The following is a 15989-nucleotide window of genomic DNA, read 5'->3' on the forward strand; positions in this document are numbered from 1 at the left end:
GCCGCACGCGAATCGCGCGTGATCCGTGGAATCACGGGTTCAGTCATCCATACGATCGCCGTTATTGCATCCACACCCGCCGATTGACGTCGCTTTGCAGCGAATCGGGACGACCGCCCGGTTCGCATCCGACACGCAGCGACCCGGTGCCGTCGCGGGCATGGAGCGGAACAGCCGGACATCCCGCTCGCCTTTCGACAACGAATGCAGCAGCGCAAGTCGCGAACGAGGGAATCATGTTTGTAGCCATCGGGTGGATCGTCGTGATCGGATCGGTGATCGGCAGTTTTGTCGGCGTGGGCGGCCATGTGCCGGCGTTGCTGCAACCGTTCGAGCTGCTGTGCATTTTCGGCGCCGCGCTGGGTGCGTTCGTCGTCAGCAATCCGGTCACGACGCTGAAGAAGACGATCAAGAGCCTGCCGACCTGTTTCAAGAGCGGCGGCTACACGAAACAGCAATACGTCGAACTGATCGCGCTGCTGTACGAGCTGCTGCAGAAGGCGCGCAAGGACGGCATGATGGCGCTCGAGGCCGACGTCGACGCACCCGAGCAAAGCCCGCTGTTCCAGAAGTATTCGCACGTGCTCGAAGACCATCACCTGCTCGACTTCATCGTCGACTATCTGCGGATGATGTCGGGCGGCAACGTGAACGTGCTGGAGATGCAGGACCTGATGGACGAGGAACTGCACACGCACCATGCGGAGGCGTCGGTCGCGGCCAATGCGATCCAGAAGATGGCGGACGGGCTGCCCGCGTTCGGCATCGTCGCCGCGGTGATGGGGGTCGTGCATACGATGGGCTCGGTCGGCGCACCGCCCGCCGTGCTCGGCAAGATGATCGCCGGCGCGCTCGTCGGCACGTTCCTCGGCATCCTGCTCGCGTACGGCTTCGTCGGCCCGCTCGCGGATCTGCTCAACGCAAAGGGCCGCGCGGCGGCCAAGCCGTTCCACTGCGTGAAGGCCGTGCTGCTCGCGTCGATGAGCGGCTACGCGCCGGCGGTGGCGGTGGAATTCGGCCGCAAGGTGCTATTCACGGCCGATCGCCCGAGCTTCAAGGAGCTCGACGAGGCCGTGCGCGCAACGAAGTCGCCGAAGGCAGCGTAACGGGGGCGCCATGGCTGACAGTCGCTCCAATCCGTCGAAGCAGGCACAGCTGGTCGTCGTGCGCCGCAGAAAAGGCGAGGATCACGACGCCCACCACGGCGGCGCATGGAAAATCGCCTATGCCGATTTCGTCACGGCGATGATGGCGTTCTTCCTGCTGATGTGGCTGCTCGGCTCGGTGTCCAAGTACGACAAGCAGGGGATCGAGGACTACTTCAACACGCCGCTGTCGACCCTCCTCTCAGGCGGGAAGGACGGGCAGGCGCCGCGTCCGAGCGTCGTGCAGGGTGGCGGCCGCGACATGACCGACCCGGCGCCGGCGATCGACACGAAAGCGCAACCGGTGCCGGCCAGTTCGCCCGCGGCACTCGCCAGCGTCGTCGATACGCAAAAGCTCGAACGCCTGAAGGCGAAGCTGACCGCGGCGATTGCACAAAGCCCGTCGTTGCGCGCGTACCAGGACCAGATCCGGATCGCGATCACCAACGAGGGCTTGCGCATCGAGATCGTCGATTCGCTCAAGCGCCCGATGTTCGCGTCGGGCAGTTCGCAACCCGAAGGCTATGCCACCGCGATCCTCTCCCAGATCGGCACGACACTCGACGATGTCGAAAACCGCGTGTCGATCGCGGGGCACACCGATTCGACGCCCTATCCCGACGGCCCCGCGGGCTATTCGAACTGGGAACTCTCCAGCGATCGCGCGAACGCCGCGCGGCGCGCGCTGGTCGCGGGCGGTTTGCGGGAAGAGAAGCTGCTCCAGGTGCGCGGGCTCGCGGATGTCCTGCCGCTCGACAAGAATGTGGCGGACGAGCCGACCAACCGCCGCATCAGCATCCTCGTGATGAACAATGCCGCCGAACAGGCGTTCTTTCGCGACGGTGGCCGGACGACCGTGAACGAGACGGCGGGCACTGGGGCCGCCGCGCTGCCGGCGGCGGTCACGCGGCAGCATTAGGCGTGTGCACGAATACGGGCCGGATGCGGCGGCCACCGCGCGCATCCTCGTGCCCGACAGGGCAGCACTTGGCGTCACGACCGCGTTCGGAACGGCCGTGCGCAACATCGACTGACCAGTCGGCCGCTCAGGCCGTTGACGGCACCGTGTCTCACCCGCGGTGCCGTCTTTTTCTGCGCACTCGATATATTCCGTAGAATATATCGACACCTGCACTTCCGGAGACTCGCCATGCCCCGCACACCGACGGATCGCGCCCCGCAGCGCGCCGCACGGGAACAGCCGCTCGTGCGCAAGATCCGCGCGCTCAGGCCGCTGTCGAGCGACGCGCGCGCGCAGCAGGTCACGGATGTCGTCGACGCGTTCCGGCGCCTGCGCGGCAGCGTCGTGCGCTTCATCCGGATGTTCTCGGCCGCGCACGCCGACGACACGCAGGACGATGCACTGTCCGCCATGGGTTTTCGCGAACTGCTGTCGACACTCGAGGACGAAGCCCGCGCCGCCCGCTTCACGCGCCTGCCCGAACTCGAACGGGCGCTGGGCCACGCGCGCCGCCTCGAACGCACCCGCGATGACGTGTTCTCCGATTCGTTCAGCAACGACCCGGCCGCGATGCGCGACGCGGTCGCCGCGCTGGAGCGCGTCGATGTGCTGTTCGTCGGACTGTGCGTCGAGTATGTGATGGCGCGTCACGCGTCGGCGCCGCTCGCTGCCTTGCCCACGACATCGGCACCAGCCCCGGCCGCACTGCCGCTCACCGACCATTCAACCGCGCTCTGCTGACCGCGCCAAGCCACGTTACCCCGTGATTTCCCCCGAATTTCGCGCGTTATATTCCATGGTATATTTCGCAAATCTTTCGCGCATCCGTCTCCGGCCCGACCACGCCGGACAGAGGTCAACATGCACGCTCCGCCCTTTCGCCTTGCCCGCACGGCGGATCTCTCGTCGCCCGGCGGTAATCTGCCCGCGGCAACCGGCGTGCGGGTCGACGCATGCTGCGCGCCGTCTCGCGCGCAACTGACCGAGCTGAAGCGCCGCACGCGCCTGTCCGAGCTCGATGCGAACCTGCACTGCTCGATCATCGGCACCTGCCTGACCACGCACGAACTGCGCAGGCTCGTGCCGAAATTCACCGACCTCGACCGCCAGCACGCGTCCGACCTCGACATCCATCACGCGGCCGTCGAGCTCGCGATCGACGGCACGGCCGGCGCCAAGGCCTTGCACAAGGCGCTCGACGAGCGCTACGCCGGCGCGATCCGCGCGTTCGACAGCGCGAAGGACGCAGACGAACTCCTCGCTCGCTGGAAGGAAGCGCTGAAGAGCGGCGACATTCCGCCCGCGTACTGGGCGCTGATGACCCATCCGCGCACGACGATGGCCGTGCGCCAGGCCGCGTTCGGCGACCTGCACATGCTGTCGCACCTGGTCGGCGCGGCCAATCGCGCCGATATCCGGCGGCTGGTTGCGCTGGAAGAAGAGAATGCGGCGCTGCACGCGAAGCTCGAACGGCAGCAGGCACGCCTGCAAGAAATGAGCACGCAGCGCGACGCGGCGCTGCAGGAGCGCGATACCCTCGCCGCTCGCCAGAACGCGCAGCCGCTGGCGGCTGAAAGCGTATTGCGCGATGAAGTACACGAACTGCGAGAAGCGCTGGCCGCGCGCGACGAACGGCTCGCGCTGCATACGAGCCGCCGCGAGGCGGCCGAGCAGCGGATTGCCGCGGAACAGGCGAGCGCCCGCGCGATGCGCGCGCGGCTCGACGACCTGATGGCGATGGTGAAGACGCTGCGCGCCGAAGCGAGCGCGATCGAACAGGCGGTGCAGGCGTCGGCGGACGATCCGGCCGAACGCGCGGCCGATCCGCTGTCGATCCTTCAGGGCACGCGCCTGGTGTACGTCGGCGGGCGCCCCGGTTCGAACCGGGCAATCAAGCGGATCGTCGAAACGGCGGGCGGCGAGGTGACGCTGCACGACGGCGGCATCGAGGATCGCAAGGGCCTGCTGGCCGCAGCGCTGCCGGGCGCGCACATGGTCGTGTTCCCGGTCGACTGTATCGACCACGATTCGATGAACCTGCTCAAGCGCATCTGCGAACGCCACCACATCGCGTACTACCCGTTGAGGACCGCGAGCGTCGCCAGCTTCGTCGAACTGATCGGGCGGCTGGATGCGCAGGCGCGCGATGTCATGGCACCGGATGCCGCCACGGGCGACACGCCACGCTTCTGCCTGCGGCACGGCTAGGGCCTGGTTCGCTTCGTCGCATGCGTTGCGCGCGGCCCTTCAGGAGGCCAGTGAAAGCCCGTCGTTAGCGTGAACGGGCCCGAGGCAGGCTCACTCTTCAGCGCCGTACCATTTTCGTGAGCGCGGCGATTTCGTCGGCGCAAGCTGCGTAAGCACGCTCCTCGATCCCGCGATAGAGGCGGATGATCTCCTCGCCGACCGGCGTGAGCACGCTGCCGCCGCCGCTCTGCCCGCCGTGCTCGGACACCGTCGCCGGCGACTTCAGCGAGCGGTTCAGCTCGTCCATCAGCAACCACGCACGCCGGTACGACATCTTCAGGCTGCGCGCGGCCGCCGAAATCGAACCATGCTCGCGCACGGCTTCGAGCAGCGCGACCTTGCCCGGGCCGAGCGCGATCGTGTCGGCCTGCTGGATACGCATCCTGAACCGCACCTCAGGCTTGGGGTGTGCCGGTGTCTTCATGTTGTCCCGCTCGTTGAACGATGCGGGCAAGCATACACGATGGCCGGTGCAACGCACGCCGGCCGCAGTGCGCCGGTTCAGACCTCGAGCACGCGCGCGACGATGCCGGCCAGCCGCTTCACGTGGCGCGGCGCGGGCAAGCGGTCGGCGCCCGAGAACAGCAGCGGCGCACCGTCGTCGATCGACAGCGGCGCGTCGCCGCATTCGAACGCGACGATCACGTGTTCGCCGACGGGCGTGTTGAAGAGTTCATGCCAGGAAAACGTGACGGCGTAGCCGTCGTGCGCATGCGCGATGAACACCATGCGCTTGAAGTCGCCCGGCGCGTCGTTGCGCAGCCCGGCCGCGTCGAGCAGATCCTTCAGCCGTGCGCCGCGATACGGCGCGACCGAGCGGATGAAGCGGTTCGTCGTGAAGCAGCGCAGGTCGAACGGCTCGGCCGTCGCGCTCGCGTGCCGGCGCAGGTCGTCGAGCGTCACCGTCATCGGCCGCTCGAATGCGCCCGTCAGCGCGATCGAGCCCGCTGCCGCCTGATGCGCCGAAGGCGCCGCCGTCCCTGCCATCTCCATCGCCCGCCTCCATGACGGCCCGCCGGTAAGCGAGCCTTCGTTGTATCGACGGATATATTACGCCGCTAAAAAGCCAGCCGACAGAATGTGCGCCGCATGCGCGGCATAACGGCGGCCGATCGTGCCCCGCATCGCCCGGCGCTACGCCAGCACGATGTGCTTGATCACCTTCTTGAGACTCTTGTAGCTGTCGACCGATTCCGCCTTCTGGTCCGTCACCAGTGCGCCGATCCGCGCCGGCTCGCAGAAGCCGATCCGGCTGTTCGTGCCGAGCTTGCTGAAATCGGCCAGGATCGCGACGTCCGCCGCGTTGCTGACCATCGCGCGCGCGACTTCGGTTTCCATCCGGTCGTAGTTGGTCGCACCACGGACGGCATCGACGCCCACCGGCGACAGCAGCGCGAGGTCGGCGCGGTAGCGGAAGATTTCGGCGACCGTGCCGTCGCCGACGGTCGCGGCCGCGCGGCTGCCGATCATGCCGCCGAGCAGGATCGTTTCGTTCTTCGTCTGCCCCGGGTCGCTCGACCGCATCTTCAGCGCGACGTCGATCGAGTTCGTGACGATCGTGAGGCCCGACAGCTTCGCCAGTTCCTCGGCCAGCAGTGTCGTGGTCGTGCCCGCGTCGATGAACAGCGTCTGCGAGCCCGTGACCAGCCTTGCTGCCGCGCGGGCGATCGCCAGCTTCGCCTTCACGTGCGTCTGCGCGCGTTCGGCGATCGGCGCTTCGTCGCCCACCTGCACCGCGCCACCGTGAACGCGCTTCAGTTCACCGAGCGCCTCGAGGTCGACGAGATCGCGTCGTACGGTTTCCCGCGACACGTTCAGGTCGGCCATGATCCGGTCGGTGGAAACGCGCTGCATCTTCGATAACAGAAGCCGGATCCTCTGGTATCGCTCTTCTTGCCACATGGAATGTCCTCGAGTGAACGTCAATGTTATTCGAACGGCGAACTATGCTGCGCTCTCCTCCATCTTTTTGATGCCGACGAGGGTCTGCAGGGATTGACGGACCGCCTGGACCTCGCTGCTCGTCATCTTTGAAAACACCACGTGGATGCGGTCGTCGTCGGGCGCGGCATCGTCCTGCTCGATGATGAACTGGACAATGCGCGCCTGGTCGATGCCGGGCATCGCCTGCAGCGACGTCAGCTTCACCGCGCCGCGGCTCGCGAGGATGCGCACGCCCCAGCGCTGCCGCGCGGCGAAGAAGCGCTTCTCGATCGGCTTCAGGCCGGCCAGGATCGCGAGCACGATCGCCGTCGCGGCGATCGCGGCCACGTACATGCCGCCGCCCACCGCCAGCCCGACCGCCGCCACGACCCACAGGCTCGCCGCGGTCGTCAGGCCGCGGATGATCTCGCCGCGCAACATGATCGAACCGGCGCCGAGGAAGCCGATGCCCGACACCACCTGCGCGGCGACGCGCGACGGGTCCAGCGATACGTTCTTAGCGTTCTGGATATCGGCGAAACCGAACGCCGACACGGCCATCACGAGCGCGGCGCCCACGGCCACCAGCATGTGCGTGCGCAATCCGGCCGCCCACGACAGGCGCTCGCGCTCGATGCCGACGATGCTGCCGAGCAATGCCGCCAGCAACAGGCGGGACACGATTTCCAGCTGACTGATCATGCGAGGTCTCCTTGCTTTGCCTTGTCTACCCGATGAAGCACGGCCCGCAGGGGCCGCCGCCCGATTCTTCCTGCCTTCGCCTGCCCGTCGCCACGCCCTGCGACCGGAATGTTGTATTTTTGTGCGATCTTGCGATTTTGTGCGTTCTAATATACGGTACGCAAAACTACAACGCCAGACCCAAGTTCGTTTGTTTCATCCGATCAGCACGATCAATCGTCAGACCATTCAGGCAACACGATCCGGAACACTTGCTTAGGAGACCAACATGATGAAGAAGGCATGGATGCTGGCCGCAACACTGCTGGCGGCGCTGGCGACGGCCCCCGCTCACGCATCGGAAGGCGATGTCTGCAAAAAGGTGACGCTCGGCGATGTCGGCTGGAGCGACATCGCGGCCACCACCGGCGTCGCGATGATGCTGCTCGACGGGCTCGGCTACGAGGCGACCAAGACCATCGCATCGCCGCCGATCGTGCTGGCCGGCGTGAAGAAGGCGCAGATCGACGCGTTCCTCGGCTACTGGGATCCGAGCATGACGCCGACGGTGAAGCCGTTCGTCGATGCCGGCGCCGTCCACCAGCTGCCTCAGCCGAACCTGATCGGCGCGCGCTACACGCTGGCCGTACCGCAATACGCGTCGGACAAGGGCCTCAAGAGTTTTGCCGACATCTCCAAATTCCGCGACCAGCTCGACGGCAAGATCTACGGGATCGGCGCCGGCAACAACGGCAACGCGCTGATCCAGCGGATGATCGACAAGAACGAGTTCGGGCTCGGCGGCTTCAAGCTGGTCGAATCGAGCGAGGCCGGGATGCTCGTGCAGGTCACGCGCGCGGTGCAGGAGCACCGGATGATCGTGTTCCTCGCGTGGGAGCCGCATCCGATGAACATCAACTACAAGATTGCCTATCTCGACGGCGGCGACGGCGTGTTCGGCCCGAACTACGGCTCGGCGAAGGTCTACACGCTCGTCACGCCCGGCTACCTCGAACGCTGCCCGAACGTCGGCCGGCTGCTGACCAACCTGAAGTTCACGACCGACGAAGAGAACCAGTTGATGGTGCCGATCATGAATCACGCCGATCCGGTCGCGGTCGCGAAGGAATGGGCGAAGAAGAACCCCGGCGTGCTGTCGAAGTGGCTCGACGGCGTCACGACCATCGACGGCAAGAACGCGAAGGACGCGATCGACAAGCTCATCGGCGCATAAGCACGCAAGACAAGGAACCATCCATGTACAAGAATCTCGCGCTGTTCGACCTCGACCACACGCTGCTGCCGCTCGACAGCGACCAGGCCTGGAGCCGCTTCATCACGCGGGTGGGCTGGCGGGAGGACGACGCGCACGTGGCGCTGATCGACGAGCACTACGGTCACTATGCGGCCGGCACGCTCGACATGGACGCGTATCTCGCCGTGACGCTCGCGCCGCTCACCCGCTATCCGCGCAAGGTGCTCGAACGCTGGCATGCGCGATTCATGGACGAAGTGATCCGTCCGGCGATCACGCCGCAGGCGCGCGAGCTGGTCGACCGGCATCGCGAGAACGGCGATCTCTGCTGCATCGTGACGGCGACCAACGTCTTCGTCACGCGGCCGATCGCGGCGGAATTCGGCATAGAGCACCTGCTCGGCATCGAGCTCGATACCGACGACGGCACGCCGGATGGCGCGTATACCGGGCGCAGCACGGGCGTGCCGAGCTTCCGTGAAGGGAAGATCGTGCGTACCACCGAGTGGCTGGAATCGCTCGGCTACGCCGCATCTGACTTCGAACGCACCTACTTCTACAGCGATTCGATCAACGACGTGCCGCTGCTGGATTACGTCACGCATCCGGTCGCAACCAATCCCGACTCGAAGCTGTTGCACGTGGCAGGCACCCGCGGGTGGCCTGTCATGAAGTTGTTCTGATTCGGGCGATATTCTCTGCTGTCCATTTTTCATGTCTGGAGGGGTAATGAAATACGGAGCACGCAGCAACAGTCTCGATCATTCAGGAATCCGATTCGAATCGGATCGAAATCCCATCGTCAAGTCGCGCCGTTCGGAAAGCCGCTTTCCGCACTGGCGCGGCGTTTTCATGATTGCGCTCCTGTGCACGCTGGCCGCTTGCGGCGATGGCGACTCGGGCACGGCAGCCAGCGTGGCGGCCGCGCGCGCGGCCGCACCGGGTTCGGCGTCAACGCCCGTCCTGCACTGCGCGAGCGCGTGCCACTGACCGACGCCGGCCCACGGGCCAGCCATTCAAGACAGAGAGCGATCATGCAAAACAAACCCACAACACGACGTCAATTCCTCGCCGACGCGCTGAAGCTCGCCGGCGCCACCGCGATCACGGGCATGCTGCCTGAAAGCATCGCGCGCGCGCAGGCCATTCCGGCGGCCACCGTGACCGGCACGATCCAGGACGTGAAGCACGTCGTGATCCTGATGCAGGAAAACCGCTCGTTCGACCACTACCTCGGCACGCTGGGCGGCGCACGCGGCTTCGGCGATCCGCGGCCGGTCGTGATTTCGAGCGGGTATCCGGTGTGGCGCCAGCCCTGGCTGACGTCCTACGTGTTCCCGTTCAACCCATCCCCGCCCTTCGGCACGGCGAACGGCGACACCTACTACGGCGACCTCGACCACAGCTGGAGCGGCACGCACAGCGCCTGGAACAACGGCCGCTACGACAACTGGGCCGGCGCAAAGACCAGCGGCACGATGTATTACTTCACGCAGAACGACATTCCGTTTTACTACGCGCTGGCGAGCGCGTTTACGGTGTGCGACGCGTACCACTGCTCGATGCTCGGCCCCACGGACCCGAACCGCCTGTATCTGTGGACCGGGTGCTGCGGTAACGTCACCGGCTATTCGCCGTACACGACGAACACGATGACGGGCACCGGCTGGACCACGATGCCGGAGCGACTGAACACGGCCGGCGTCACGTGGAAGTTCTACCAGGACAAGGGCAACGGCCTGGATGCCGGCCATGGCTACGGCGAATACAACGGCTCCAAGAGCGATCTCTGGTGGAACGGCAATTACGGCGACAACGTCATCCTGAACTTCAAGCAATACCAGAACCTCGGTGCAAGCGATCCGCTCGCGCCTGCGCTCAACGGCACGCAGATCGATCCGTCAGGCGGTGGCAAGGAATACGACACGAACCTCTTCAGCCAGCTACGAGCCGACGTCGCCAACGGCACGCTGCCGCAGGTGTCGTGGATCGCCGCACCCTACGCCTACTGCGAACATCCGTCGTGGGCTGCGAGCGGCGGCGAATGGTACGTGAGCAACGTCCTCAATGCGCTGACGTCGAATCCGGCGGTGTGGGCCAGCACTGTGCTGCTCGTCATGTACGACGAGAACGACGGCCTGTTCGATCACATGCCGCCGGCCGTCCCGGCCAGCTCCGCTGCCGGCACCGGCCAGTCGACGGTCTCGACGGCCGCCGAATTCGTCGCCAGCAGCGGCGCCGCATCGGACGGCTCGGCCAGCGGCGACGTGCCGATCGGGCTGGGCCCGCGCGTGCCGATGTTCGTGATCTCGCCGTGGTCGAAGGGCGGCAAGGTCAACTCGCAGGTCTTCGATCACACCTCGGTGATCCGCTTCCTGGAAGCGCGCTTCGGGCTGCAGGAAACCAACATCACGCCGTGGCGACGCACGGTCTGCGGCGACCTGACGTCGGCCTTCGATTTTTCGAACGCCGACCAGGCGGTTCCCGCGATCCAGCCGCCGGCGAGCAACATGAACCCGAACGGCCCGGCCGTCCCGATTCCCTACCCGACCACCACCGCGGTGCCGGCGCAGACCACCGGCCGGAGCATCGCCTGCCGCCTGCCCTACGAGTTCTTCGTGCAAGGCAAGGTCAACCGCGCCGGCAACGCGCTCGCGCTGACGATGACCAACACCGGCACCGCCGGCGTGCACCTGCAGGCGTGGGTCGACGGGTCGAGCACGGTCCCCCGGCATTACACGATCGCGGCCGGCGCAAGCCAGTGCGCGAACCTGGCGGATTCGCTCGCGCTGAATGCCGGCGGCGGCTACGACTATTCGGTCTACGGTCCGAACGGTTTCCTGCAGACGTTCCGCGGCAGTATCGGTTCGTCCCGCAACACGGGATCGACCGCTGAAATCAGCCTGTGCTACGACGTGGCGAACGGCAACGTGCAGATCACGCTCGACAACTCCGCCGGGGCCGGCGCGACGACGTTCCAGCTCACCGACAACGCATATGGCATGAACAGCAAGCAGTCGGTCACCGTCGCCGCCGGCGCGACGCAAGCGCTCACGTGGTACGGCGACGGCGGCTGGTACGACGCAAGCATCCGCGACGCGAACGATCCGAACTTCCTGCGCCGGGTGGCCGGCTGCGTGCAGACGCAATCCGGCGTGCTGCTCACGGATTCGGCAATCGGCAATACCGGCAAGAAGTTCGTCGCGTCGCTCGCGTCGCAGGGCTCGACGTTCGGCACGCTGCGGTTCGACTACGTCGCGCCGCCGTGGAGCCACAGCCCGAAGAACTGGGTGGGCATCTTTGCGCATGGCGCGCAGCCGGCCAGGGGCAGCTACAAGTCGTGGGCGTACCTGCCGAAGAGCACCGGCTCGCTGCTGTTCTCGTCCACGGCCAACAGCACGCTGGCATCGGGGCAGTACGACGCGTGGTATCTGTTCGACGACGGCTACACGCCGCTCGCGGGCCCCGTCACGATCACCATCTGACGGCAGGGCCACATTGTGTCGGCCGCCCGCATGGGGCCGATACGCATTCGGGCGCGACGTCCCGCGTTGCGCCCGAATGCTGTTCCAGCCGCGCGGCATGCGCTATACGAGCAGATCCTCGTAGAACGCGCCGAACGGCCGCGTCGGATGTGCGATCTGGATTTCGAGAATCCACAGCCCGGCCGCCGGCGCGGCATCGAAGTCGCCGAGATTGCCGGCCTTGTAGATCGCGTGCGGAAAGTCGCTGACGCGATGCCCCTTGATGTCGACGTTCAACCGGAAGCCGTGCGCATCGGCGCGTTGCGCGGCGAATTCGTACAGCGCGATGCCCGCGCAGCCGGTGGTGCGCCAGTGATGCTCGACTTCGTCGTAGATCACACGGGCCGCACGCGCACACGCATGCATGTCGGAATCGTCGCCGCGCACGAACGTTGCGCCCGCATCACCCTCATGCTTCGCCCACACCGCGCCCAGGTCGATGAAGAAGATATCGTCGGCGGCGAGAACGGGGTCCGCCACCGAGCGCTCCTTGAACGTGCGCAGCGTGTTTTCGCCGAAGCGGACGAGCACCGGATGCCAGATCCTGTCCATCCCGAGATCCTTCAGCACGCTCAGCCCCAGCGCGTTGGCCTCCGATTCCCGCATACCGGGCCGGATACCCTCGGCGATCGCGTCGACGGCCTGCCATGTCATGGTTCTTGCGTGCTGCATCGCGTCGAGCGAAAAGGCTTCGCCAACGGCTTCGCGTTGCGTCGAGTTCAAGATGGTGCTCCCGTGCGGGTGAAAGTGGGTGGGGTCGGTCGTTCATCGTTTCGATATGCACAGGAGAATATATCGATTCGCCAATCGGTGCCGGGTCTCGCTTCGTCGCGCCACAGCAAAAACGGGCGCCCCGCTGGAGCGCCCGCTCGTGTGCGCGGTCGATCAGAACTTGTGACGCAGGCCGATCCGCGTGACGAACTGTGTGTTCGCGCCCGCGTTACCGATGAACGACGCCGACGAGCCGATCTCCGCCTGTACCGGCGTCACACGGCCGTTGATCGTGTTGCTGCCCGACGCCTTCTGGTAGGCCGCGCTCACGTAGACGTCCGTGCGCTTCGACAGCGCGTAGTCGACCGCCGCGTTGACCTGGTGCCACTTGCCGTCGAAGCGGCCGTCGAGCTTCGAGAACGTATAGCCGAGACCGCCGCTCAAGGCCGGCGTGAACGCATAGCGGCCGCCGATTTCGTAGTTGTTCAGCTTCGACGACTCACCCGACAGCGGCGCGAACTTCGTGTGCGTCCAGTTCGCCCACACGAGGGCCGCCGCGAACGCATAGCGTGCGCCGACACCGACCGTCTCGAGGTCGCGCAACCCTTGCGTGTTGATGTTCGCGATGCTCACGCCGAACGCGGGCTGCGCGCCGTTCGGGAAGCGGATGTTCGTGTACGCGGCGCCGATGCCGAACGGCCCTTGCGCATAGTTCGCGCCGAAGCTGTACGCGCTCGACGAACCCTGCGAACCGTTCGCACCGGTCGTGGTCGGCGTGCCCGCGAACTGCGTCGAGTTCGAGAAGCCGTACATCGCGCCGAACGTGAGGCCCGCGAAGTTTGCGCTCTGGAACTTCACCGCGTTGTTGATGCGGCTCGACGTCAGCTGGTCGAGATCGTTGATGTGATACGCGTAGTTGCCGGCGGGCGTCTGGCTGCCCATCGAATAGTTCGCGCCGATGTAATCGGTCGAGAACGAGTACTGGCGGCCGAACGTCAGCGAACCGATGCCATTCTTCGACAGGCCGACGAACGCCTGCCGGCCGAAGATCGCGCCACCCTGGCCGATCGAGCCGTCGCCGCTGCTGAAGCCGTTTTCCAGCACGAACAGCGCCTTCAGCCCGCCGCCGAGATCCTCGGTACCGCGGATGCCCCAGCGGCTGCCCGACGCGACGCCGTCACCGTACTTGACGAGCTTGTCGTGCCCGCCCGTCGTCGCGACCTTGTTCGAATACGTGATACCCGCATCGATCAACCCGTAGAGCGTGACGCTGCTTTGCGCGTGCGCGGCGGCGCCGAACATCCCGAGTGCGGCCGCGGCCACGATGGTCTTTTTCATGTTCACTTCCTTTTTGTTGTTGACGCGCGCGCCTGCGTCGCAGCGTGACGCGCGGCGTGTTGACGAAGAACCAGCTGATGAACGAACGCAAGCCACAGGATCGCCGCGCGCACACATGCGTCATGCGCGTGCACGATGTTCCGTTTCGATGCCAGTGTGGGCTTGCGGAAGCGGCATGCCGCGGGGCGGCCGCTCATGTTGCGGCGTCGAAAAGCGTGCGCACCGGTTGCGCATGCCAAGACGACGCATTGCTCCGGCGATGCAGGTCAGAATCTCTTCCGGCTTTCGTGGAGCAGATGGACGACGTGGCGCCTGACGACGCCACGACCTTCGATATATTTTTCGGAATATATCGAGTTGTCACCAAACGGTAAACAATTATTCGGGTTCCTGTCGTCTTTCATCCACAGGCGGCCGACGGCCTCGCGGATCGAAGACATGACGCTCGGCGGCCGGCATCGTGCCGATGCCCGCACCGGGCCAACGCCGAAATCCAGCATAATCAGGCGGTTGAACGAGCGCCTCAACCGACACACGAACCCCGCACACGTTTGCGTGACCGTCCCGTTCATGGTTTGCCCGCGTTCCGCCGTCACGGAAGCCGCCAGTCTGTGCCGGTCTCGCGCTCGGCGAATTGTGCGGGCGCAAGGAATCGAAGCAAGAACAAACTCGACGCGGCGCGCATCACGACGCCGACGATTGCATCACGGAACCCACCACGCTATCCCGCAGAAGACAGGACACCGACACATGGACCGAACCGAGCACATCAGCATCGAACAGGCGAGCGGGCTTGCCGCTGACGAACTGGACCGATGCGACTTCTCGTTCGACATCGCCTGGGAATTGAACGCGCCGTATCAGGACTTGCTCGATCTTCGCGCGCTGCCTGCGCGCCGCAAAAACTACGGCTTCGATCCGGCCGGCTGGGCGGGCGAAGCGTCCGGCAAGACGGCGCTCATTCGCGCGACGGCCGGCGACCGGCTCGCCGGATTCGTGGCTATCGGCCAGAGCTGGAACGGGATGGCCGAGATCGCGGAACTGGCCGTCGACCGCCACTGCCGGCGGCAAGGCATCGCACTGTTGCTGCTGGCGGCCGCCGAATCCTGGGCGCGCAGCCAGGGGTTCGGCTTCATGCGCCTGGAAACGCAGTCGAACAACGTCGCCGCATGCAGCACATATGCCCGCGCGGGCTTCGTGCTGGGCGGACACGATCGCCTGCTGTATGCGGACGACGAAAACGACGGTGAAGTCGCGCTGTTCTGGTACAAGGACCTGCGCGACGGGCAGACCGTGCGAATCCGCACGGTCGACCCGGAATCGATGCGGCCGGCGAGCTGACGCACGGCCACCCGCGCGTCATTGCCGCGTTACGTCCGCGTCGCGACGATGAACAGGCGCGGGAACGGCAGCAGCACCGTGCCGTCGGCGAGCGCCGGATAGCCGCCCGGGCCCGCGATCGCATCGCGATACCGCGCGAGAAACGCCGCGCGCTCGCCGTCGTCGAGCGCCGCGAGGAACGGCCGCAGCGCGCTGCCCTTGAACCATTCGACCACTGCATCGGCACCGCCGCGCAGCGGGTGGTAGTAAGTCGTGCGCCACACATCGACGCGCGAACACAGCGGCGACAGCAGCGCGTGGTAGTAACGCGCGTCGAATCGCTCGGTGCGTGCCGCCCCCTTCAGTTTGTCCGCCCACGGCCCGGCCGCGGCGACCTCGCGCATCAGCCGGTGCGCGGGTTCGTCGAGGTTGTCGGGCATCTGCACCGCAAGATGGCCGCCCGGCGCGAGGCGGCCGACGAGGGCCGGAAACAATGTGTCGTGCGCGGGCACCCATTGCAGCACCGCATTCGCGAGAATCAGGTCGTAGCCGCCGGGATCGTCCCATGTGGAGATATCCACGACATCGAAACGCAGGTCCGGCAGGCGCTTGCGCGCGGCGTCGATCATGTCCGCCGACGCATCGATCCCGTGAACCGTTGCGTCCGGCGCACGCGCGATCAGCGCCTCCGTCGAATTGCCGGGCCCGCAGCCGATGTCGATCGCGGTATGGATCGGCGTATCCGGCACGGCGGCCAGCAGATCGCGGATCGGCCGCGTGCGTTCGTCCTCGAATTGCACGTACTGGGCAGCGTATCGATCGAGTGGGGTCGTCATGTCGTTCTCCTGGTCGGCGTGGACGGCCTCGCCCTTTCTGCATACCTG

Annotated in this window: 16 protein-coding genes; 9 read left to right on the plus strand and 7 right to left on the minus strand. The window is 66.0% G+C overall.

All coding sequences use genetic code 11. From position 1 onward, the window contains the following. Positions 1–236: 236 nt before the first annotated feature. The 4 genes from motA (at position 237) to BCO18175_RS03880 (ending at position 4314) form a co-directional block, all read left to right on the plus strand. Complete coding sequence (gene motA, locus BCO18175_RS03865) at positions 237–1106, plus strand: flagellar motor stator protein MotA (protein ID WP_174918749.1); 870 nt, start codon at positions 237–239, stop codon at positions 1104–1106. A gap of 10 nt (positions 1107–1116) precedes the next feature. Beyond that, positions 1117–2064 (plus strand): flagellar motor protein MotB, encoded by a 948-nt coding sequence (gene motB / locus BCO18175_RS03870; protein ID WP_174979473.1) that lies wholly within the window; start codon positions 1117–1119, stop codon positions 2062–2064. 231 nt (positions 2065–2295) lie between these two features. Beyond that, positions 2296–2847, plus strand: coding sequence for a hypothetical protein (locus BCO18175_RS03875; protein ID WP_174979475.1), 552 nt, complete (start codon positions 2296–2298; stop codon positions 2845–2847). Positions 2848–2967: 120 nt separating this feature from the next. Beyond that, on the plus strand, positions 2968–4314 hold the full coding sequence (locus BCO18175_RS03880; RefSeq protein ID WP_174979477.1) for a DUF2325 domain-containing protein: 1347 nt from the start codon (positions 2968–2970) through the stop codon (positions 4312–4314). Between the two features lie 97 nt (positions 4315–4411). On the opposite strand, the gene BCO18175_RS03885 is transcribed toward BCO18175_RS03880, so the two are convergent. The 4 genes from BCO18175_RS03885 to BCO18175_RS03900 all read right to left on the minus strand — a co-directional run bounded on the left by BCO18175_RS03885 (position 4412) and on the right by BCO18175_RS03900 (position 6978). Beyond that, a complete protein-coding gene (locus tag BCO18175_RS03885) occupies positions 4412–4777 on the minus strand; it encodes a winged helix-turn-helix domain-containing protein (RefSeq protein ID WP_241020710.1) in 366 nt (121 codons plus the stop codon). 77 nt (positions 4778–4854) lie between these two features. Next, a complete protein-coding gene (locus BCO18175_RS03890) occupies positions 4855–5346 on the minus strand; it encodes a molybdopterin-dependent oxidoreductase (RefSeq protein ID WP_174979478.1) in 492 nt (163 codons plus the stop codon). Positions 5347–5487: 141 nt separating this feature from the next. Beyond that, positions 5488–6255 (minus strand): DeoR/GlpR family DNA-binding transcription regulator, encoded by a 768-nt coding sequence (locus BCO18175_RS03895; RefSeq protein ID WP_174918754.1) that lies wholly within the window; start codon positions 6253–6255, stop codon positions 5488–5490. A gap of 42 nt (positions 6256–6297) precedes the next feature. Beyond that, entirely contained in the window at positions 6298–6978 is a 681-nt protein-coding gene (locus BCO18175_RS03900) for an MgtC/SapB family protein (protein WP_174979480.1), read from the minus strand. 268 nt (positions 6979–7246) lie between these two features. Here BCO18175_RS03900 and BCO18175_RS03905 point away from each other — a divergent pair, with 268 nt between their 5' ends. The 4 genes from BCO18175_RS03905 to BCO18175_RS03920 all read left to right on the plus strand — a co-directional run bounded on the left by BCO18175_RS03905 (position 7247) and on the right by BCO18175_RS03920 (position 11697). After that, positions 7247–8191: a choline ABC transporter substrate-binding protein gene (locus BCO18175_RS03905; RefSeq protein ID WP_174979481.1), complete on the plus strand. Its 945-nt coding sequence runs from the start codon at positions 7247–7249 to the stop codon at positions 8189–8191. A gap of 23 nt (positions 8192–8214) precedes the next feature. After that, the gene (locus BCO18175_RS03910; protein WP_174979483.1) at positions 8215–8895 is read left to right on the plus strand and encodes an HAD family hydrolase; all 681 of its coding nucleotides are present in this window, start codon (positions 8215–8217) and stop codon (positions 8893–8895) included. 169 nt (positions 8896–9064) lie between these two features. Further along, positions 9065–9202, plus strand: a complete 138-nt coding sequence (locus BCO18175_RS40465) for a hypothetical protein (protein ID WP_226218520.1) — start codon at positions 9065–9067, stop codon at positions 9200–9202. A 44-nt stretch (positions 9203–9246) separates the two neighbouring features. After that, positions 9247–11697 (plus strand): phosphocholine-specific phospholipase C, encoded by a 2451-nt coding sequence (locus BCO18175_RS03920; RefSeq protein ID WP_174979484.1) that lies wholly within the window; start codon positions 9247–9249, stop codon positions 11695–11697. Between the two features lie 102 nt (positions 11698–11799). Here the strand turns inward: BCO18175_RS03920 and BCO18175_RS03925 are convergent, their stop codons facing one another. After that, positions 11800–12459 carry a M24 family metallopeptidase gene (locus BCO18175_RS03925; RefSeq protein ID WP_174979486.1) on the minus strand — a complete coding sequence of 220 codons (660 nt, stop codon included), beginning with the start codon at positions 12457–12459 and terminating at the stop codon, positions 11800–11802. Between the two features lie 162 nt (positions 12460–12621). Then, a complete protein-coding gene (locus BCO18175_RS03930) occupies positions 12622–13785 on the minus strand; it encodes a porin (RefSeq protein ID WP_174979488.1) in 1164 nt (387 codons plus the stop codon). 750 nt (positions 13786–14535) lie between these two features. Here BCO18175_RS03930 and BCO18175_RS03935 point away from each other — a divergent pair. Further along, complete coding sequence (locus BCO18175_RS03935) at positions 14536–15126, plus strand: GNAT family N-acetyltransferase (protein WP_174979490.1); 591 nt, start codon at positions 14536–14538, stop codon at positions 15124–15126. 29 nt (positions 15127–15155) lie between these two features. On the opposite strand, the gene tam is transcribed toward BCO18175_RS03935, so the two are convergent. After that, positions 15156–15941, minus strand: a complete 786-nt coding sequence (gene tam, locus BCO18175_RS03940) for a trans-aconitate 2-methyltransferase (protein ID WP_174979491.1) — start codon at positions 15939–15941, stop codon at positions 15156–15158. Positions 15942–15989 lie beyond the last annotated feature (48 nt).

Origin of the sequence: Burkholderia lata (assembly GCF_902499335.1) — a bacterium.
Classification (GTDB): domain Bacteria; phylum Pseudomonadota; class Gammaproteobacteria; order Burkholderiales; family Burkholderiaceae; genus Burkholderia; species Burkholderia lata_B.